General features: G+C 71.6%; 19 protein-coding genes. 8 read left to right on the top strand and 11 right to left on the bottom strand.

Annotated elements, in window-relative coordinates; translation table 11 throughout:
* Positions 1–6: 6 nt before the first annotated feature.
* Together HJD23_RS03000 and HJD23_RS02995 are read left to right on the top strand one after the other, a co-directional pair.
* Entirely contained in the window at positions 7–684 is a 678-nt protein-coding gene (locus HJD23_RS03000) for a pyridoxamine 5'-phosphate oxidase family protein (protein ID WP_171109543.1), read from the top strand.
* Positions 685–813: 129 nt separating this feature from the next.
* Positions 814–3,198: a phosphoketolase family protein gene (locus tag HJD23_RS02995; RefSeq protein ID WP_171109544.1), complete on the top strand. Its 2,385-nt coding sequence runs from the start codon at positions 814–816 to the stop codon at positions 3,196–3,198.
* Between the two features lie 24 nt (positions 3,199–3,222).
* On the opposite strand, the gene HJD23_RS02990 is transcribed toward HJD23_RS02995, so the two are convergent.
* Positions 3,223–3,708 (bottom strand): pyridoxamine 5'-phosphate oxidase family protein, encoded by a 486-nt coding sequence (locus HJD23_RS02990; protein WP_171109545.1) that lies wholly within the window; start codon positions 3,706–3,708, stop codon positions 3,223–3,225.
* Positions 3,709–3,913: 205 nt separating this feature from the next.
* Between HJD23_RS02990 and HJD23_RS02985 the strand changes: the two genes are divergently transcribed.
* The 3 genes from HJD23_RS02985 (at position 3,914) to HJD23_RS02975 (ending at position 6,801) form a co-directional block, all read left to right on the top strand.
* Positions 3,914–4,606: a response regulator transcription factor gene (locus HJD23_RS02985; protein WP_171109546.1), complete on the top strand. Its 693-nt coding sequence runs from the start codon at positions 3,914–3,916 to the stop codon at positions 4,604–4,606.
* Positions 4,607–4,729: 123 nt separating this feature from the next.
* The gene (locus tag HJD23_RS02980; RefSeq protein ID WP_171109547.1) at positions 4,730–6,454 is read left to right on the top strand and encodes a GAF domain-containing sensor histidine kinase; all 1,725 of its coding nucleotides are present in this window, start codon (positions 4,730–4,732) and stop codon (positions 6,452–6,454) included.
* A 131-nt stretch (positions 6,455–6,585) separates the two neighbouring features.
* Positions 6,586–6,801, top strand: a complete 216-nt coding sequence (locus HJD23_RS02975; protein WP_171109548.1) for a CoA-binding protein — start codon at positions 6,586–6,588, stop codon at positions 6,799–6,801.
* A gap of 21 nt (positions 6,802–6,822) precedes the next feature.
* Here HJD23_RS02975 and HJD23_RS02970 read toward each other — a convergent pair whose 3' ends face one another.
* Positions 6,823–7,248, bottom strand: a complete 426-nt coding sequence (locus tag HJD23_RS02970) for a universal stress protein (RefSeq protein ID WP_171109549.1) — start codon at positions 7,246–7,248, stop codon at positions 6,823–6,825.
* Positions 7,249–7,460: 212 nt separating this feature from the next.
* Positions 7,461–7,919: a cyclic nucleotide-binding domain-containing protein gene (locus HJD23_RS02965; protein ID WP_171109550.1), complete on the bottom strand. Its 459-nt coding sequence runs from the start codon at positions 7,917–7,919 to the stop codon at positions 7,461–7,463.
* Between the two features lie 450 nt (positions 7,920–8,369).
* On the opposite strand from HJD23_RS02965, the gene HJD23_RS02960 reads away from it, so the two are divergent.
* On the top strand, positions 8,370–9,245 hold the full coding sequence (locus HJD23_RS02960) for a universal stress protein (protein ID WP_171109551.1): 876 nt from the start codon (positions 8,370–8,372) through the stop codon (positions 9,243–9,245).
* A gap of 29 nt (positions 9,246–9,274) precedes the next feature.
* On the opposite strand, the gene HJD23_RS02955 is transcribed toward HJD23_RS02960, so the two are convergent.
* Positions 9,275–9,532, bottom strand: a complete 258-nt coding sequence (locus HJD23_RS02955; protein ID WP_171111558.1) for a DUF1876 domain-containing protein — start codon at positions 9,530–9,532, stop codon at positions 9,275–9,277.
* Positions 9,533–9,642: 110 nt separating this feature from the next.
* Between HJD23_RS02955 and HJD23_RS02950 the strand changes: the two genes are divergently transcribed.
* Positions 9,643–10,050, top strand: a complete 408-nt coding sequence (locus HJD23_RS02950; protein WP_171107089.1) for a hypothetical protein — start codon at positions 9,643–9,645, stop codon at positions 10,048–10,050.
* Between the two features lie 137 nt (positions 10,051–10,187).
* On the opposite strand, the gene yicI is transcribed toward HJD23_RS02950, so the two are convergent.
* The 7 genes from yicI to HJD23_RS02915 all read right to left on the bottom strand — a co-directional run bounded on the left by yicI (position 10,188) and on the right by HJD23_RS02915 (position 19,073).
* Positions 10,188–12,521: an alpha-xylosidase gene (yicI, locus tag HJD23_RS02945; RefSeq protein WP_171109552.1), complete on the bottom strand. Its 2,334-nt coding sequence runs from the start codon at positions 12,519–12,521 to the stop codon at positions 10,188–10,190.
* Positions 12,518–13,969 (bottom strand): GH1 family beta-glucosidase, encoded by a 1,452-nt coding sequence (locus tag HJD23_RS02940; protein ID WP_171109553.1) that lies wholly within the window; start codon positions 13,967–13,969, stop codon positions 12,518–12,520. Before HJD23_RS02940 ends, yicI begins: the two co-directional genes overlap by 4 nt.
* A gap of 14 nt (positions 13,970–13,983) precedes the next feature.
* Positions 13,984–14,811 carry a carbohydrate ABC transporter permease gene (locus HJD23_RS02935; protein WP_171111561.1) on the bottom strand — a complete coding sequence of 276 codons (828 nt, stop codon included), beginning with the start codon at positions 14,809–14,811 and terminating at the stop codon, positions 13,984–13,986.
* Positions 14,812–14,853: 42 nt separating this feature from the next.
* The gene (locus HJD23_RS02930; RefSeq protein ID WP_171109554.1) at positions 14,854–15,813 is read right to left on the bottom strand and encodes a sugar ABC transporter permease; all 960 of its coding nucleotides are present in this window, start codon (positions 15,811–15,813) and stop codon (positions 14,854–14,856) included.
* 10 nt (positions 15,814–15,823) lie between these two features.
* On the bottom strand, positions 15,824–17,116 hold the full coding sequence (locus tag HJD23_RS02925; protein WP_232107971.1) for a sugar ABC transporter substrate-binding protein: 1,293 nt from the start codon (positions 17,114–17,116) through the stop codon (positions 15,824–15,826).
* Positions 17,117–17,166: 50 nt separating this feature from the next.
* Positions 17,167–18,186 carry a LacI family DNA-binding transcriptional regulator gene (locus HJD23_RS02920; RefSeq protein WP_171109555.1) on the bottom strand — a complete coding sequence of 340 codons (1,020 nt, stop codon included), beginning with the start codon at positions 18,184–18,186 and terminating at the stop codon, positions 17,167–17,169.
* Positions 18,187–18,512: 326 nt separating this feature from the next.
* On the bottom strand, positions 18,513–19,073 hold the full coding sequence (locus HJD23_RS02915; protein WP_171109556.1) for an NAD(P)H-dependent oxidoreductase: 561 nt from the start codon (positions 19,071–19,073) through the stop codon (positions 18,513–18,515).
* Between the two features lie 114 nt (positions 19,074–19,187).
* On the opposite strand from HJD23_RS02915, the gene HJD23_RS02910 reads away from it, so the two are divergent.
* The gene (locus HJD23_RS02910) at positions 19,188–19,910 is read left to right on the top strand and encodes a TetR/AcrR family transcriptional regulator (RefSeq protein ID WP_171109557.1); all 723 of its coding nucleotides are present in this window, start codon (positions 19,188–19,190) and stop codon (positions 19,908–19,910) included.
* Positions 19,911–20,035 lie beyond the last annotated feature (125 nt).

Genomic DNA, 20,035 nt, shown 5'->3' with positions numbered 1-20,035 from the left:
ACGGACATGCCCGAGCAGGCGATGTGGAGGAGGACGGAGGGGTCCCCGCGCGGCGACCTCGGCAGGCGGATCGCCCAGCGGCGCGCCGAGCTGGGTCTCACCCGGCGGGAGACGGCCGCGCGTGCGGGGGCGTCCGCCGGTTACCTCCGGCACCTTGAGGAGAACCCGGCCGCCGCACCGGACGCCGGTGTCCTGCTCAGGGTGGCCGGAGCCCTGGGAACCACCGTGACCGAGCTCTCCGGCGGCAACGTCGATCTGCCGCCCGGTCTCGGCCGGGCCGCGCGGCACCGCCGGTTCACCGAGCTGAGCGCGGTGGAGTGCCGGGCGCTGCTCGGCACGCACGGCGTGGGGAGGGTGGCGGTGCCCACCGCCTCCGGTCCGGCCGTCGTCCCCGTCAACTACAGCGTCGTCGACGGCGGGATCGTCTTCCGGACCGCGCCCGGCACGACGCCCTGGCAGGCCCGGGGGAACCTGGTCGCCTTCGAGGTCGACCGTATCGACGAGGCGCTCAGCCAGGGGTGGAGCGTGCTGGTGCGGGGCAACGCCCGGGCCGTGACAGAGCCGGCCGAGGTGCGCCGGCTGGAGGAACGGACGTACAGCAGGCCCTGGGTGGGAGGCCGGCGGGAGGTGTGGGTGCGCATCGACCCCGTCGCCGTCACCGGCCGCCGGATCGAGTCCCGCTGAGTGCCCCCGAACGGGTGCCATCCCGCGGGGATGGACCGGTCGGCCCTGTCGGGTGCCCGGGCATCGGGCGGAAGGTGGGAGGGCACTCACCTCGACCCGCCACCTCCGTCCGAACCGGGAAGGAACCCCATGTCCGTCGACACGCGACCGGTGTCCGCCGAGCTCACCGACGAGGAACTCCAGGCGCTGGACGCCCACTGGCGCGCCGCGAACTACCTGTCCGTCGGCCAGATCTACCTCATGGCCAACCCGCTGCTCACCGAGCCCCTCCGCCCGGACCACATCAAACCCCGCCTGCTGGGCCACTGGGGCACCTCACCGGGCCTGAACCTGGTGCACACCCACCTCAACCGGGTGATCAAGGCCCGTGGGCTCGACGCCCTGTGCGTCTGGGGACCCGGGCACGGCGGGCCCGCCGTCCTCGCCAACAGCTGGCTGGAGGGCTCGTACACCGAGACCTACCCGGACATCACCCGGGACGCGGCGGGGATGGCGCGGCTGTTCCGCCAGTTCTCGTTCCCCGGCGGCGTGCCCAGCCATGTCGCACCCGAGACCCCGGGCTCCATCCACGAGGGCGGCGAACTGGGCTACGCCTTGTCGCACGCCTACGGGGCCGCCCTGGACAACCCCGGCCTCCTGGTGGCCTGTGTCGTCGGGGACGGCGAGGCGGAGACCGGGCCGCTGGCGACCTCCTGGCATTCCAACAAGTTCCTCGACCCCGTCCACGACGGTGCCGTCCTGCCGATCCTGCACCTCAACGGCTACAAGATCGCCAACCCGGCCGTGCTCGCCCGGCTGCCGCTGCCCGAGCTCGACGACCTGCTCCGGGGATACGGCCACGACCCGATCCACGTCACCGGCGACGACCCGGCCGCCGTACACCGTGCCCTGGCGGGAGCCATGGACACCGCGCTGGACCGCATCGCCGCCGTCCAGCGCGCCGCCCGCGAGGAAGGTGCCGCCGAGCGCCCCCGCTGGCCGTTGATCGTGCTGCGCACACCGAAGGGCTGGACCGGCCCGGCGGAGGTCGACGGCCTGCCGGTGGCGGGCACCTGGCGCTCCCACCAGGTCCCGCTGGCCGAGGTGCGCGACAACCCCGAGCACCTGCGCGCGCTGGAGGCGTGGCTGCGCTCGTACCGGCCGGAGGAACTGTTCGACGAGCAGGGCAGCCCCCGACCGCAGGTCCTCGCCTGCGTCCCGGCCGGACCGCGCAGGCTCGGCGCCACCGCCTACGCCAACGGTGGCCTGCTGCGGCGCGAACTGCCGCTGCCGCCGCTGGAGCGATACGCCGTCCCCGTCGACAAGCCCGGCGTGACCCTGCACGAACCCACCAAGGTGCTGGGCCAGTTGCTCGAACACGTCATGCGGGAGACGGCCCAGCGCCGGGACTTCCGCCTCGTGGGCCCCGACGAGACCGCGTCGAACCGACTGGACGCCGTCTACGCCGCCACCGGCAAGGCCTGGCAGGCCGGGACGCTGGAGGTGGACGAACACCTCGACCGGCATGGCCGGGTGATGGAGATCCTCTCCGAACACACCTGCCAGGGCTGGCTGGAGGGCTACCTCCTGACCGGCCGGCACGGGCTCTTCTCCTGCTACGAGGCCTTCGCCCACATCGTCGACTCGATGGTCAACCAGCACATCAAGTGGCTGCGCGTGACCCGCCGCCTGCCCTGGCGCGCCCCCATCTCCTCCCTCAACTACCTCCTCACGTCCCACGTGTGGCGGCAGGACCACAACGGCTTCTCCCACCAGGACCCCGGCTTCGTCGACCACATCCTCAACAAGAGCCCCGAGGTCGTACGGGTCTACCTCCCGCCGGACGCCAACACCCTGCTCTCCGTGGCCGACCACGCGCTGCGCAGCCGCGACTACGTGAACGTGATCGTCGCGGGTAAACAGCCCTGCTTCGACTGGCTGTCCATGGACCAGGCGCGGGTGCACTGCGCCCGAGGCGCGGGCATCTGGGACTGGGCCGGCACCGAGGACCACACCCGGGAGCCGGACGTGGTGCTGGCCTGCGCGGGGGACGTGCCCACCCAGGAGGTGCTGGCCGCGTCCCAGCTCCTGCGCACCCATCTGCCCGAGCTCGCCGTCCGTGTCGTGAACGTCGTCGACATCGCGCGCCTGCTGCCGAGCGAGGAACACCCGCACGGGATGACCGACTTCGAGTACGACGGCCTGTTCACCCACGACAAGCCGGTCATCTTCGCGTACCACGGCTACCCGTGGCTGATCCACCGCCTGGCCTACCGGCGCACCGGCCACAAGCACCTGCATGTGCGGGGCTACAAGGAGATCGGCACCACGACCACGCCGTTCGACATGGTGGTCCGCAACGACCTCGACCGCTACCGCCTGGTCATGGACGTCGTCGACCGCGTCCCCGGTCTCGCGGTGCGGGCCGCCGCCGTACGCCAGCGCATGGAGGACGTCCGCCTGCGGCACCACGACTGGATCCGCGCCCACGGCACCGACCTGCCCGAGGTCGCGGACTGGTCGTGGGACGGCTGACAGACTCCGACTGGCGTGGGACCGTCACACGGTCGTCCCGTCCGGGACGGTGAGCTGGATGCCGGTGATCAGTTCCGGGCGGATTCGGACCGCGTAGTCCATGGTCTGCTGCACCCACGGGTGCAGCAGCGACCGGTAGCGGGCCAGCTCCCGGGCGTCGGTCACCAGGCTGGCGTAGCCGGTGACCACGACGCTCCAGCCGACGTGGGTGTCCGGGTCGATGGCGTCCGCCTCATAGGCGACGACCACCCCTCGGGCGCCGGCGTCCCGGGCGTGCAGGGTCAGCGCCGCGCCCTCATGGGTGCGGATGACGATGTCGCCGTCGTCCAGGACGTGGTTGACCGGGCGTACCGTCGGCAACGCACGCCGGGTGAAGACGACCCTGCCCACGGAGACGCTGCCCAGCAGCCGCAGGGCCTCGGCCCTGTCCAGCGCGACGCTCCGGCGCGGGCCGGCGGGGCCGACCCGGCCGTTCGGGATGGCCGTGACGGTGTCCGGTGCGGAGCCCATGTCACCCTCTTTCCTGTGCTCGCCTCCAGCGTCGAACGCGCACGGGCGCGAGGGCAGGTGCCGGCCGTCCCGAGTCGGCGGGAAAACAGGGCCGACCGGCCCTGGCCCATCGGCCCACGCGGGAGCAAGATCCTGAGTAGGGAAGCCTCCGCGTCCGGACGGGGACGACGGCGTACGAGACGACGGTGTACGACAGGAGCGGACCATGTCGGACAGTGAGCGCAGCGCCGCCGAGACCCCGATCCGTGTCTTCCTCCTCGACGACCACGAGGTGGTACGCCGCGGGGTCCACGACCTGCTCGACGACGAGCCGGACATCACCGTGGTCGGCGAGGCCGCCACCGCCGAACAGGCCCTCGTCCGGGTCCCCGCTCTGCGCCCGCACGTCGCGGTGCTGGACGTACGGCTGCCGGACGGCGACGGCGTGACCGTGTGCCGGGAGCTGCGCTCGCGCATGCCGGACCTGGCGTGCCTGATGCTGACCTCGTTCGACGACGAGGAGGCCCTGCTCGACTCGATCATGGCCGGTGCGTCCGGGTATGTGCTCAAGCAGATCCAGGGCTCGGACCTGGTCTCGGCCGTCCGGACGGTGGCCCGCGGCCAGTCGCTGCTGGACCCGAGCGCCACCACACGCCTGATGGCACGGCTGCGCGGCGGACAGCAGCCGGAGCCCGAGCCGGACGTCCTGCCGGGGCTGACCGACCGCGAACGCGAGATCCTCGCCCTGATCGGCGAGGGCCTGACCAACCGCCAGATCGGGCAGCGGCTCTACCTCGCCGAGAAGACGGTCAAGAACCACATCTCCCGCATGCTGGCCAAGCTGGGCGTCGAGCGGCGCGTCCAGGCCGCCGTCATCGCGACGCAGGCCCAGGAACGGCAGCGGCAGGAAGGGCACTGAGCCGACCACCGGCGGCCCCGGCCCGTAGCCCTGATCCAGTACCGACCCCTCCCGTGGCCCGATACCGTGGCATTGGACCGGAACGTTCGGCCCAGGTACGTCGAGGGACCTGGAGGACCAGCGGTGGGAAGCCCCAAGGAACCCGGGGGCGCCCGTGTGCGGCTGCCACAGCTGAGGCTGGACGAGCTCCTGGAGGAGCTTCAGGCCCGCCTGGACGCGGCCCGGGGCACCCGCGACCGGGTGCACAGCCTGCTGGAGGCGGTGCTCTCGGTCGGCCGCGAGCTGGACCTCGAACAGGCGCTGCGCGGCATCGTGCAGGCCGCGGCCGTGCTGGTGGACGCCGAGTACGCCGCCCTCGGCGTGATCGGACCGGACGGCAAACGGCTGTCGGAGTTCCTCACTGTGGGCATCAGCAGGGAACAGATCGCCCGGATCGGCCACTACCCCGAGGGCCACGGCATCCTCGGAGAGCTCATCCGCAACCCCGAGCCGCTGCGGCTGGAGAAGATCTCCGCGCACGCCGCCTCGTACGGCTTCCCGGCGCACCACCCGCCGATGAACACCTTCCTCGGCGTCCCCATCCGCGTCCGCGACCAGGTCTTCGGCAACCTGTATCTGACCGAGAAGCGCGGCGGGGCGCAGTTCGACGAGGAGGACGAGGCGGTGCTGGCCACCCTGGCCGTGGCGGCCGGGGTGGCGATCGACAACGCCCGGCTCTACGAGGAGTCCCGGCTGCGCGAGCGGTGGCTGCGGGCGAGCGCCGAGATCACCCATCGCCTGCTGTCCGGCAGCGAACGCGGCGAGGTGCTCGCCCTGATCGCCGAGCGGGCCAGGGAGAACACCGGCGCCGCCCTGGCCGTCGTCGCGGTGCCGGTGGAGAACACCGACTCGCTCACCGTGGAACTGGCCATCGGGCAGGAGGCGGAGGCACATCGGGGGCGGGTGCTGCCCGTCGACGACAGCCTGATCGGCCGGGCCTTCTCCGCCGGCGTCCCGGTCACCCGGCCCGATGTTTCCGTCGACGAGCCGCTCTCGGCCGATCCCGGGCCGGTGACCGGGCTCGGCCCGGCGGTGGCCGTTCCCATCGGCGGCAAGGACGGCGTACGAGGTGTCGTGCTGCTGGTCCGCCCGGCGGGCCGGACGGTGTTCTCCGAGAAGGAGACCGAGCCGCTGCAGGGCTTCGCCGCCCAGGCCGCGGTGGCGATGGAGCTCGCCGAACGCCGCCGGGACGCCGAGCAGATCGCGCTGCTCCAGGACCGTGACCGTATCGCCCGCGACCTGCACGACCTGGCGATCCAGCGGCTGTTCGCCACCGGCATGACGCTGCAGAGCGCCGGACGGTTCATCGAGCATCCGGAGGCGTCGGAACGTGTGGTGCGGGCCGTGGACGACCTGGACGAGACCATCAAGATCATCAGGTCGACGATCTTCGGGCTCCGCGCGCGGGAGACCGCCGTGGGTCAGGGACTGCGGGCCAAGGTGGTGCGGGCGGTCGGGGAGGCGGCACCGGTGCTGGGGTTCGCGCCCAGCCTGCGCATGGAGGGCCTGCTGGAGACCCAGGTCCCCAGGGAGACCGCCGAGCACGTGCTCGCCGTCCTCTCCGAGGCGCTGACCAACATCGCCCGGCACGCCCGCGCGGACCGGGCCGACGTCGTGCTGTCGACCGACGGCGAGCACCTGACCCTCACGGTCGCCGACAACGGCGTCGGCATCCCGCCGGACGGGCGCCGCAGCGGCCTGCGGAACATGGCCGACCGGGCGGAGCAGCTGGGCGGCGCGCTGGAGGTGACCAGTCCTTCAGAGGGCGGGGCACGGGTGGTGTGGCGGGTGCCGCTGCGGGAGGCGTAGCGCGGGTGGTGGCGAGTGCCCCTGCGGGAGGCGTAGCGCTGGTGTGTGGGTGCCCTGGTCGCCGAGGGCGGCGACCGCATTCTCGGCCTCGCCGAGTACGAGGAACGCGGCCGGGCCGCCGACGTGGCGAGATGAGGCCGCTGCTGCGCAACATCCGCCGTGCCGGGTTCGCCAGCCCGGTGTACGCCGTCAACCCGCACGCCCACGCCATCGAGGACACGCCCTGCTTCCCGACCGTGACGGCCCTGCCCCGCACCCCCGAACTCGCCGTCCTGGCGGTCCCCGCGCGGGCCGTGCCCGATGTGGCCGAGGAGTGCGGCAAGGCGGGCGCGTGGAGCAGGACGTGAGCCTCGGCGAGGACGAAACGGTCAGTGCGCCGGGGCCTGGTCCTGCCGGACGATGACCACCGGGCACGCCGCGTGCTGGGCGCAGCGCTGGCTGACCGATCCCAGCATCGCCCGGGCGAAGCCGCCCCGGCCGCGACTGCCGAGGACGAGGACCTCCGCTCCCTGCGAGGCCCGGATCAGCACTTCAGAGGGGTCGCCCTCCACGAGCTCCTCGCGCAGCCCGGCGGGGTGCTCCTCCGGGAAGACGGCGCGCAGCTCCTCCGCGAAACGCTCCCGGGCCTGCACCAGGTCGAACTCCGGATCGATCGCCGGTCCGGCCCAGCCGATTTCCGACGGTGTGTCCCAGGCGCATACCGCCTCCACGACACCGCCGACGGACCGCGCGTAGCGGGCCGCCCAGCGCAGCGCCGCGTACGACGACGGGGAACCGTCCACCCCCACGACCACCCGCGGTACCGGCTCGGAGGAACGCGGCGCAGAGGGAGCAGAGGGAAGCGGCTCGGACGAATGCGGTTCAGAAGAATGCGGCTGAGAAGAATGCACGGCCACCTCACTCAGCAGTCAGCAGTCGATGTCTCCAGCTCCACGCTGCCCGCACCCGCGGCGCCGCGCCAGCCGGGGAACCCGTCGGCGGCGCAACGCCGGGCTTCATCGGGTGTTCATATCTGGCTCCCGCTGCCATACGGGGCGTACAGATCCAGCAGCCGGATCCGGGACGCGTGCAGCCGGTCGGCGACCACGTTGCCGACCCAGTCGGCGATCGCCCGGCCGAACTCAGCGTCCTGGGCGCACAGGGCCCGCACGGCTTCCGCGTCGAACTCCCAGGCCCGCACAGGGCTCAGGGCCTCGGCGCCCAGATGCCAGAGGTACGGCCGGAAGTGCCAGGACCAGCCGACCAGTTGGCCGGGCCCCAGAGACTCGATGACGGGGGCGCGGCGGCCGGGGACGTACAGGTCGAGCGTGACCATGCCGGTCCGGATGATCCAGAACCGGTCGGCGCGTCGACCCTCCTCGAACAGACGGGTGCCCGCGTCGAAGGAGACCTCGCGGGCCATCCGCATCAGTCGTTCGCGGTGCTTGGCCGGGAGGCTTCCGGCCGAGGTGGTGGTGGGGATCATCGGTCCGTCCCTTCGTTCCGGCCGCCGCGACCAGCCCAGGTTCGTGGGGCCTGCTGATCCCAGGCTCTTCCCGCGCGGGCGGGAGCACCACGGGCCGCATGGGCCTGACGGTGGGTCGTTCGGCCCCGTTGAGCGCGAGACGGGGCCATCGGGCGCGGCCCGGCACAAGGGACGGAACAAGGGACGGCATGAGGGACGGGAAGGACATCCACTTCTCGCGGATCCTGATTGCGCGGTGCGCGGTGAGGGCCGCTTCCCCGCGTCTCTCTCGTATCCTTCCCGTCACTTACAGCACACCACGCGGACCGCGCGGGCGCCAGGGCCGTACGGCTCCGATCTGGCGCCTGTCGTTTGGATCATGCCGGTGTCACGGGGCCTACCTGTCGCGAGCGAGGGATGCGACCGTGACAGTAGGACCAGGATGCTGCCCGGTGAAAGGCGGTGGGAACGATGGAGCTGCCCCTGGTCGTGGGCGTCGACGGATCGAACGGCAGTCTCCACGCGGTCGACTGGGCGGTGGACGAGGCCGCCCGGCACGGTCTGCCGCTGAGGCTCGTCTACGCATCCTTGTGGGAGCGCTACGAGGGGGTCGCTCCGGAGACAAGCCCCGAACGCCCCTCGGAGCGGGTGCTGGCGGAGCACATCGTCGGCGCCGCCGCCGAGCGCGCCCGGCGGCGCAACCGCGACGTGAAGATCGCCACCGAAACGATCCCCGCCGACGCGGTCGCCGCCCTGCTGGAGGAGGGCCGTCACGCCGCCGCCCTGGTGACCGGCTCGCGCGGCCGCGGAGAACTGAGAGGACTGCTGCTCGGCTCGGTCGGCCTGGCCGTCTCGGCCCGCGCGCAGTGCCCGGTGATCGTGGTCCGGGGTGACCCGGCCGGTCTGGCCGGCACCCACGGGCGGATCCTGCTCGGCGCCGGGGAGCCCGAAGCGTGCGGCGAGGCCGTGCGGTTCGCCTTCCGGGAGGCCGAGGCACGCGGATGCACCCTGGACGTCGTACGCGCCTGGCGCCGCCCCGCGTACGAGCCCCCTGTCCATCGGGCGGCGGCCCAGGAGCCGGCGCGGCAGCACGAGGAGCAGGCATCGGCCGTGCTCGACGCCTTGCTCGCCGGGGCGACGGCCGACCACCCGAGGGTGCGGACCAGCCGTACGACGGTCGAGGGCTCGGCCCGCAGGGTACTCGTGCACCGCTCGGCCGCCGCCGACCTCGTCATCCTCGGGGCGCGGCGCAGGACCGGCCACTTCGGCCTGCAGCTCGGCCGGGTGAGCCACACCCTGCTGCACCACGCGGCGTGCCCGGTGGCGGTGGTGCCGCAGCCGGGGTGACCAGCGTTCCCTCGTACCCGTCTCCGCCGTCAGGTCCGAACCGGACCGGCCAGCTCGATGATGTCGTCGGCGGCCACATCGTGCAGCCGGATGGCGAGGTCCTCCAGGGCGCGGCTGGCGGCGAGTTCGTCGCCGATCTCCGGAACGGGCCGGTCGATCGGGTTTCGCCGGGCGATGCCGCTGCCGATGACGGTCGACGTCTCGCCGGTGCTGAGCACGGCACGTGCGCGCGTGTCGTCACCGTCCTCGGTGATGTAGATCTGCACGGTCCACTGCTTGGCTTCCATCATGATCACTTCCGTACGACGGTCCTGACCCGCCACTCTCCACCGTGCGCCCGAAACGCCCACCGCGCCAGCGGTTTGCCACCGCAGGCCGGGCGGCAGAGACTGGTCGTATGCCGGTGGACACTCAGTTGCAGATCCTCCTTTCCGAGGAGGGGGCGGAAGCCGAGCACATCGCCAAACTCACCGGGTATCTGCGCGAGGAACTGCTCCAGCTCGATGTGGACGATGTGACGGCTGTCCCCGGTCCACCGGTCCCGCCCGGCGCACGGGCGGGCGAGACCGCCCTGATCGGTGCCCTGCAGGTGAACCTCGGCACGGCCGGCACCGTACTGAGCGAGGTGCTGAACGTCGTCCGGGACTGGTGGGGCCGGTGCCATGGCAGGCGTCCGTCGCTGCGCCTGACGCTGGGCGACGACGTACTGGAGATCTCCGAGGCCACGGACCAGCAGGTGGCGGAGGCGTTCGACCAGTTCCTCCACCGCCACTCCACGGCGGGGACCCAGCGACCAGCTCTTTGAATGAGCTAGACCATTTGTTCATCTTTTCCGGGTGGTAGTGATCAAGCAGCCGTTGATCATGGCGAAGTTCTCGGTGCCGACCCAGTACCAGCAGCGGGTGCTGATGATCGGTGTGCTGATGGCACTGGTGCTGCTCCTCAGCTCACGGTGAGGAGAGCCGTGACGTCGGCCGTGCCCGCAGGCGCGGTGAGCAACGTGCCGAGCGCGGTCCGCTCGGCCGGTACCGACGATCCGGCCGCCTCCGCGCCTACCAGCAGGACCTGCCACGGTCCCGGCGCCCTCTCCGCCTCCACCGTGACCGTGTCACCGTCGCGGGTCGTCCGGAAGACGGCCGCCGTGCCGTCCCGTCCGCCCTGGGCCGGGATCCGCGTCACGACCGTCGTGCCGTCGGTCGGGGCGTGGATCCGCAGGGTCACGCCGTGCGCCCAGTCGTACTCCGCCGCGTCGTCGCTCTCGCCGTACGGGATGACCGAGCCGGGTCGGGCCAGCAGGGGGAGACTGTCGTAGCCGTATCGCTCGCGTCTCCAGCCGGGGCCCTGGACCTGTTCGCCCGACAGCAGATGCGTCCAGGTGCCGTCCGGGACGTAGTAGTCGACGATGCCGTCCGCCGAGAAGACGGGAGCGACGAGCAGGTCGTCGCCGAGCATGTACTGGCGGTCGAGGGAGTGGCAGGCGGGGTCGTCGGGGAATTCCAGCAGCATGGCCCGCATCATCGGTGTGCCGTGCTCCGCCGCCTGCTGGGCCGCGCGGAACAGGTAGGGCATCAGCCGGTGTTTGAGGCGGGTGAAGTCACGGGTGACCGTGACCGCCTCCTCGTCGTAGTCCCACGGCACCCGGTACGACTTGCTGCCGTGCAGCCGGCTGTGCGACGACAGCAGCCCGAACTGCACCCAGCGCTTGAACACCTCGGGCGTCGGCGTGCCCTCGAAGCCGCCGATGTCATGGCTCCAGAAGCCGAAGCCGGACAGACCGAGCGACAGCCCGCCGCGCAGCGACTCGGCCATCGCGCCGAAGTGCGACTCGCAGTCGCCGCCCCAGTGCACCGGGAACTGCTGCCCGCCCGCCGTTGCCGAGCGGGCGAAGAGCACGGCCTCACCGGCGCCCCGGGCCTCGCTCAGCACCTCGAAGACCGTCTCGTTGTACAGCTGCGTGTAGTAGTTGTGCATGCGCTGCGGGTCCGAGCCGTCGTGCCAGACCACATCGGTCGGGATCCGCTCGCCGAAGTCGGTCTTGAAGCAGTCGACGCCCTGCGCGGTGAGCGCGCGCAGCTTGTCCGCGTACCACTGCCGTGCGTCCGGGTTGGTGAAGTCGACCAGGGCCATGCCCGCCTGCCACAGGTCCCACTGCCATACGTCGCCGCCCGCCCTGCGGACCAGATAGCCGTGCCGCTTGGCCTCCGCGAACAGCGCGGACTTCTGCGCGATGTACGGGTTGATCCAGACCGACACGCGCAGGTCGTGGTCCTCCTTCAGCCGCCGCAGCATGCCCTCCGGGTCCGGGAACACCTCCGGGTCCCAGGTGAAGTCGCACCACTGGTACTCGCGCATCCAGAAGCAGTCGAAGTGGAAGACGCCCAGCGGGATGTCGCGCTCGGCCATCCCGCGCACGAACCGGTTCACCGTCTCCTCGTCGTACGAGGTCGTGAACGACGTCGACAGCCACAGCCCGAACGACCAGGCCGGCGGCAGCGCCGGGCGGCCGGTCAGCGCCGTGTAGCGGTCCAGGATGTCCTTGGGCGTCGGGCCGTAGACGACGAAGTACTCCAGCGACTGGTCCTCGACGCTGAACTGCACCCGTCCGACGGCCTCCGAGTCGATCTCGTAGCTCACCTTGCCCGGGTGGTTGACGAAGACGCCGTAGCCGCGGTTGGTGAGGTGGAAGGGGACGTTCTTGTACGCCTGCTCGCTGGCGGTGCCGCCGTCGGCCTGCCAGATGTCCACGGTCTGGCCGTTCTTCACGAACGGTGTGAACCGCTCGCCGAGCCCGTACACCAGCTCGCCGACGCCGAGCGCGAGCTGGGCCAGCGAGTGGTGGCCGCCGTCGCCGACGACCGCGAAACCCGTGCCGCGCGCCTGTGCGGAGGTCAGGAGGCGCCCGTCCGCGGTGAAGTCCAGCCGCCATGGGGCCGCGGTGTCCACGTGCAGGGACAACTCCCCGGCCGTCAGCTGCAGCTGCGAGCCCTCCCGGGTGACCTTCGCCGCGTGGCCGGGCTGGTCGTGCAGCGCGAACTGCGGGCCGCGCTCGGCGGTGCCCGCGTGGTGGGTGGAGCGGATGCCGATCACGCCCTCGGCGGGGGACCAGCACTCGACGGTCAGCAGTGGGCTGTTGAGGGTCTGGCCGCGGCTCGTGACGTGCCGCACGGGCGCATAGAGCGTGAACCGGTCATTGTCGACGCGGACGTCGGCGACCTCGGCGGCATACGACGCCTTGACGCCTTCGCGCATCAGCCAGTAGCCGTCGGTGAACTTCATCGGGGGTCCTTCACAGGGGTGGTGCGGGCGCGGTGCGCGGCGATCAGCCGCTGGTACCAGTGGTAGCTGTCCTTGGGTGTGCGCGTCTGCGTGTCGTAGTCGACCCGGACGATGCCGAAGCGCTGGCCGTAGCCGCGGGCCCACTCGAAGTTGTCCAGCAGCGACCACACGTAGTAGCCGCGCACGTCGACGCCCGCGCGCAGGGCGTCGGCGAGTGCGTGCAGATGGGCCTGGAGGTAGTCGATGCGGTCGGCGTCGCGGACCTGGCCGTCGGCGTCGACGGTGTCCGCCTCCGCGGAGCCGTTCTCGGTGATCAGCAGCGGCGGCAGCGCGGGATAGCGCTTGGCCAGGTCGACCAGCAGATCCGTGAAGGTGTGCGGGACGACGGGCCAGCCCATGGTGGTGTGCCGGACGTCGTCGCGCCAGGTCTCCTCGGCCCGCACGTCGACCGCGGTGCGGGTGGCCGGATCCGGGGCGCGGTACGGGGCGTCGGCGACGGTGATCGGCCGGTAGTAGTTGATGCCGACGAAGTCGAGGGGCGCGCCGATGAGGTCGAGGTCGCCGTCGAGGCGGTACGAGTCGCCGCCGGAGGGCAGCAGCTCGCCCCAGGTCTCGGCCTCGTGCTGCGGGTAGCGCCCGGCGAACAGCGGCTCGAACCACACGTCGTTGTGGAGCGTCCCGACGCGGCGTACGGCCGCCAGATCGGCGGGAGAGTCCGTGGCCGGCAGGAGCCGGTCGGGGTTGAGCGTGATCCCGACCTCCCGTGCGCCCGCCGTGCGCAGCGCACGCACCGCCAGCCCGTGGCCGACGAGCAGGTGGTGCGCGGCGGCGAGCGCGCCGCGGCCCTCGCGGGCGCCCGGGGCGTGGGCGCCCGCCGCGTAGCCGACGAAGGCGCTGCAGAACGGCTCGTTGAGCGTGATCCAGCGGTCCACCCGGTCGCCGAGCCGGGCGGCGACCACCCCGGCGTACTCGGCGAACCGCTCCGCCGTCTCGCGCACCCGCCAGCCGCCCTTGTCCTCCAGGGCCTGGGGGAGGTCCCAGTGGTAGAGGGTGGCGGCGGGTGAGATGCCGGAGGCCAGCAACTCGTCGACGAGCCGGTCGTAGAAGTCGAGGCCCGCCGCGTTGGCCGGGCCGCAGCCGGTCGGCTGGATACGCGGCCAGGCGATGGAGAAGCGGTAGCTGTCCACGCCCAGCTCGCGCAGCAGCGCGATGTCCTCGCGGTAGCGGTGGTAGTGGTCGCAGGCCACGTCACCGGTGGCACCGTCCGCGACGCGCCCGGGCTCGCGGCAGAAGGTGTCCCAGATGGACGGGCCTCGGCCGTCCTCGTCGTACGCGCCCTCGATCTGGTAACTGGCCGTGGCGGCACCGAAGAAGAAGCCGTCGGGGAACTCGGGGAACTCGGGGAATTCGGTGGACTCGGGAAATTCGGTGGACTCGGTGAAACTCACAGGGAGGAACCGCCCTACTTGACCGATCCGCCGGTGATCCCGGCGGCGATGTACTTCTGGGCGACGACGAGCAGGATCGCGGCCGGTACGGCGGACAGCACCGCGGTCGCCATGACCGCGCCCCAGTCGCTGACGTGTGCGCCGACGAACTGGTAGATGCCGAGCGTGATGGGCTTGACGTCGTCCGTGGTGTTGAGAGTGAGCGCGAACATGAAGTCGGACCAGGCGAAGAGGAAGGTAAACAGTCCCGCCGTGATCAGTGCATTGCGGCTCATGGGCAGCACGATCCGCACGAACGCGGTGAAGCGGTTCGCCCCGTCCACCATGGCGGCCTCGACGACCTCGTTCGGGATCGACACCATGAACGCCCGCAGCAGCACGATCGCGAACGGTAGACCGAGCGAGGCATCCGCCAGGATCAGCCCCAGATAGGAGTTGACGAGATCGAGCTGCGCGTAGGCGCTGTAGAGGGCGTTGGCGATGACGATGCCCGGCACCATCTGCGTGATGAGCGTGGCGAAGACGATGCCCTGGCCGCCGCGGAGTCCGAACTGGGCGAGCCCGTACGCGGCGGGCGCGGCGAGCGCGAGACAGACGACGACGGCGCCGAGTGCGACGACGAAGCTGGTGAGCAGCGAGCCGCCCTGGGTGCTGATGGCCGTGTCGAAGTTCTTCAGGGACGGTGAGGCGGGGAACCACTCGGTGGCGGCGATGCTCGACTCGGGCTGGAGGGCGGTGTTGAGCATCCAGTACACCGGGAAGAGCAGCACGGCGAGGATCAGCAGCGCGGCGGTGGTGTTCCACGCCGAACGCATGCGGAGCCGGGTCGCCGGTCGGTTCATCGGCGGGTTCGCCGGTCGGTTCATCGGTCGGTTCATCGTCGGTCACTTCCCCTTGCCGAAGTCGGCGCGGTTGGCCCGCAGGTACAGCACGGCGAAGACCGCGCTGATGAGGATCAGGACATTGCCGACCACGGCGCCCTGGCCGAAGTCGAGCTGGAGGAAGGACAGCTGGTACGTGACCGTGCCCAGCGTCTGTGTGGAGTCCGCGGGCCCGCCCGAGGTCAGCGCCAGGATCAGGTCGAGGATCTTCACCGTCGACATGAAGCCCAGCACGAGCACCACGGTGATCACCGGGCGCAGCATCGGCAGCGTGATGCTGCGGAACGTCCGCCATGGGCCGGAACCGTCGAGCGACGCGGCCTCGTACAGGTCGCGCGGGATCTCCTGGAGGCCGCCGTAGAGGATGACCATGTTGAACGGGATGCCGATCCAGATGTTGACCAGGATCGCCGACAGCAGTGCCACGCCGGGGCTGCTGAGCCACGGGACGCCGTCCTGCGGGACCAGGCCGACCGCGTGGAGTGCGGTGTTCAGCATGCCGTGGTCCTGGTCGAGGATGCGCCGCCAGACGACGGCGGAGACCACCATGGGCACCAGCCACGGCAGCAGCAGGATGGCGCGCACGAAGCCGGAGAGCCGGAAGCGGCGGGAGAAGAAGACGGCGAGGGCGAGACCGATGGTGAACTGGCCGAGCAGCGAGCCGACGGTGAAGACGGCCGTGTGCCACAGGGCGCCGGTGAACAGCTCGTTGGCGAACACGGCCCGCCAGTTGTCGAGGCCGTTGAACGGGGCCTCGCCGGTGAAATACGTCTTCGGCGTGTAGTGCTGGAAGCTCATCACGATGTTGCGGACGAGCGGGTAGCCGAAGAAGAGCGCCATGTAGGCGAGCGCGGGGGCGACGAAGAGCCAGCGCAGCAGCCCGCGGCGCACCGGCGCACGGCCGGCGGCGGACTTCGCCGCGGGGGCGCCCGTGGCGGGCGCGGTGGAGGTGATGGTGCTCATGGCCGGTTCCTCACTTCCCCGCCGAGGCCTGCTGCTGGGCCCGGTGCAGGGCCTGTTCGGGACTGGTCCGGCCCGTCAGCACGGACTGGAAGGCACCCGCGAGCGCGTCGCCGACGACCGGCCAGCCGGTGCCGACCTTCGCGGTACGGGAGCGGGCCGTGGTGACGAGTTCGGCGAAGGCGGCGAGCTTCGGGTTCTGCTGCGCGTACGCCTGTGCGGCCGCGGCGCGGGTGGGCACGTTGTTGACCGACTCGCCCCACTCCAGCTGGTTCTTCTCGGAGTTGAGGCAGTTCAGGACCTTGCCGGCGTTCTTCTCGCGGGCCGGGTCCTCGTCGTTCTTCGGTACGGCCATGACGGTGCCGCCGATGGGCGGCACCGCCGGCTTGCCCGCCTCGGGCACCGGAATGCTCGCGACCGCCCAGTCCACGTTCTTCTGGGCGCTGAGGACCGGCACCTGCCACGGCCCGTTGATCATCATGGCGGCGCGGCCCGCGATGAACTGGTCGTTGACGTCCTGCTGGTTCCAGTTGACGACGGACTTGGAGGCGGAGCCGTCCGCGACCAGGTCCTTCCACAGCTGGAGCGCGGCCTCGCCCTTGCCGTTGTCGATCTTGGCCTCGTCACCGCCCGCGGACCAGAAGAACGGCAGGAACTGGTAGACGCCGTCCGCGTTCGGGCTCGCGCTGAACGCCATTCCGTACGTGTCGCCCGCGGTCAGCTTCTTCGCGGCGGTCCGCAGCTCCTCCCACGTGGTGGGCGGGGCGATGCCCGCGTCCTTGAGCAGCTTGGTGTTGTAGATCAGCGCCAGGGAGTTGACGGAGCGGGCGATGCCGTACTGGGTGCCGTCGTACGAGCCGAGGGACTTCGCGCTCGCCGAGAGGCCGGAGGTGTCGACCCCGACCGCGTCGAGCGGCCGCAGGCCCTCGGTCTGAGCGAACTGGGGCAGCTCCGAGCCGTCCAGCTCCAGGATGTCGGTGAGCGAGTCGGACGACGCCATCCGCAGCGCCTTGGAGGCGATCTGGTCGGCGGGGACGCTGATCTGCTCGACCTTCAGGCCGAGCGGCTTGCTGCAGCGGTCGAAGAAGCGCTGGTTGGCGGTGTGCTCGGCGGTGTCGGTCGCCGAGTTGAGGACGGTGACGGTGCCCGGGTCGGGCTCCGCGGCGCAGCCGGTCAGGCCCAGCGCGAGGGTGGTGCAGGCGAGGGTTGCGGCGAGGGCGGGGACGCCTGCGCGTCCCGTTCTCTTTGTTTTGATTGTTGCGTTTGTTGTTTCGGTTTTTCTGATGCGTCCTGCTATGGACGGCATAGTTCGCTCTCCGTTACATGTGCAGCTCTGGACATGCGGTGGTCCGGTGGTCAGCCGTGTGGCGGTGGGGCAATGGCGGGACCGGCCAATCGCGGCTGGATCAGGTGGTGCGGCGGGCCGGACGGCGGCCGGGCGTCGCCGTCGGCGTCGATCGCGTCGATGGCGAGCCGGGCCACGGCCGTGGACATCTCCGCCACGGGCAGGTCGATCCGCGGCAGATGCCGGACAGCCGGCTCGTCCGGGAGGCTGCCGACGAGCACGACCGTCAGATCGTGAGGGACCCGCAGCCCGGCCGCCGCCACCGCGTCCAGCAGGCGGGGCAGGAGGATCAGGTGCTGGACGACCAGCGCGGTCGGGGCAGGACGCGCGGTCAGCGCCTCGCGCAGCCGCCGGGCGAGGACGTCCGGGTCGCGGTGGGACGGGACCACCCGCACCTCGGCCCCGGTCTCGGCGGTCGCGCGCCGGGCGCCGTCCAGGCCGTGCAGTGCGTAACCGCGGCGTGCGGCGATCTCGTGCTCGGCCGACGACAGGAAGAGGATCCGCCGGTGCCCGGCCGCGGCGGTCTCGCACACGGCGAGGGCGACGGCGGCCTCCCAGTCGAGGTCGGTCCAGGGCAGCTGCGCGTGATCGTCACGGCCGAGCAGTGCCGCGGGGAAGCCCAGTTCGCCGAGGATCTCGACACGGGGGTCGCGGTCCTCGACCGCCATCAGCACCGCGGCGTCCGCGAGCCCGCTGCGGGCCACCCGGCGCAGCCCGCCGACGCCGTCCCTGTCGGTCATCAGCAGCACGTCGTACCCGTGCCCGCGGGCGGCGTCGGTGACGTCGATCGCGAACCGCCCGTCGATCGCCCGGTATGCCCCGGGCACGCGCGGCGCGGCCAGTGCGAGCACCCGGGTGCGGGCGCTGCGCAGGGTCCGGGCGCTCGCGCGTGGGTGGTATCCGAGTTCGTCGATCGCGGCCTGCACCGCGCGCCGGGTGTCCTCGGAGATCTTGCGGGACCCGCTCAGGACGTAGGAAACGGTGCTCGGCGCGACACCTGCCCGCTCGGCGACGTCCTTGATCGTGGTCATCCCCGCCTCCATCCGCCCGCAGTGGGCTCGTCGGGCTCGTCGAATTCATCGAATCGATTCGACGAACGGCGTGACCTTACGCAGAGCAGGGAGGGAAGGGCAATACCTTGGGCGATATGCCCGGTATGTCAGGGGGAGGGCGTCTGTAGGGGAAGGGCGTCTGAAGGCGGCGTGCGGCCACGGCGCCGGTGAGTTCGGATCTGCCCGGGGGAGGCGGTCGACGGCGGCCTGTACGGAGCGTCTTGCCGGGCTGGGCGCGAACGCAGGCGGCCGGCCCCGACCCCCGCTCAGTGCGGGTCGGAGCCGGCCGGGTTCAGGGCTTGCGATCAGGCGGCCTGGTCGGTCGCCAGACCGTGCACGCGCGCCACGACCTCCGTGAGCTGCGCGGCGACCTCGGCGTCGTCGGCCGGGTGGGTCTCGGCGAAACGCGTCACGGAGCCCGGGATGGAGAGCTTGACGTCCTCCAGCACCTTGGCGCCGGCGATGCCCAGCGACTTGCGGGTCTCGTCCTGCGCCCAGACGCCGCCGTACTGGCCGAAGGCGGTACCGACCACGGCGACCGGCTTGCCGGTGAGCGCGCCGGCGCCGTACGGGCGGGACAGCCAGTCGATGGCGTTCTTCAGTACGGCCGGGATGGTGCCGTTGTACTCCGGCGTGAACAGCAGGAGGGCGTCGGCGGAGCCGGCGGCCTCGCGCAGGCGGGCGGCGGCGGCCGGGACGGAGCCCTCGACGTCGATGTCCTCGTTGTAGAAGGGGACCTCGGCCAGGCCCTCGAACAGCTGGACGTCGACGCCCTCGGGGGCGAACTTGACGGCGGCCTCGGCGAGCTGGCGGTTGTGCGAACCGGCGCGGAGGCTGCCGACGAGCGCGAGGATGCGTACGGACATGGGAACTCCTGGGGGGACGTAACACGAGTGAGAATCCGGACCGAGGTCCGTTTAATGTTGTAGCACCTAACCGGACCGCGGTCCAATTTCTTCCCGCTGCTTTACCCTGTCTTCATGTCCGCCTCCCTGCCGCCCATCCCGGAGCCCCACGAGTCCCTGGAGACACCCGAGTTGCTCGATCTCGGCCCGTCGGTCGAGGAGCAGTGCCTGCGCGCGGACGCCGCGCGCAACCGTGCCCGGCTGCTGGAGGCCGCCGGGCGGCTGGTCGCGGAGCACGGCGCGGCGACGCTCACGATGGAGGCGGTGGCCGCGGCCGCGTCGGTGGGCAAGGGAACGGTCTTCCGCCGCTTCGGGGACCGGGTCGGGCTGCTGACGGCACTGCTCGACCACTCCGAGAAGAAGTTCCAGGCCGCGTTCCTCGGCGGGCCGCCGCCGCTCGGGCCCGGCGCGCCGCCGGTGGAGCGGCTGCGCGCGTTCGGCTGTGCGTCGCTGCGGTGGTCGGTGGAGCAACTGGACCTCCAGCTCGCCGCGGAGCGCGGCCCCGACCGCCGGTACACCCCGCCGCCCCGGCTGCTGCGCAACGGCCACCTGATCATGCTGCTGCGGCAGGTGGTCCCCGACTCGGACTGCGAACTGCTCGCCCAGACGCTGATGGGCTACCTCGACCCCGCCCTCGTCCATCACCTGACCAAGAACTGCGGGATGCCGCTGGAGCGGCTGGAGGCCGGGTGGATCGACCTGGTGGCACGGGTGACGCGCACCGAGTCCCCGCCCGCCGGGGTCCGGATCGAGCTGCCCTCCGCCGTCGAGCAGCCCGGCGTTGAGCCGCCCTGCTGAGGTGGGGGCGGCTGCTGACGTGGGGGGCCTGCCGGGTGGGTACGCCTGCTGACGTGGGGCGTCTGCTCAGGTGGGGCGGCCCGCATACGTGCGGGCGGCCCGGTGAGCTGGGTGCGGCCTGATGA

This window comes from Streptomyces sp. Z423-1, from assembly GCF_013009255.1.
Lineage (GTDB): Bacteria > Actinomycetota > Actinomycetes > Streptomycetales > Streptomycetaceae > Streptomyces > Streptomyces gossypiisoli.
This window is presented reverse-complemented; position numbering and strand designations above follow the sequence as displayed.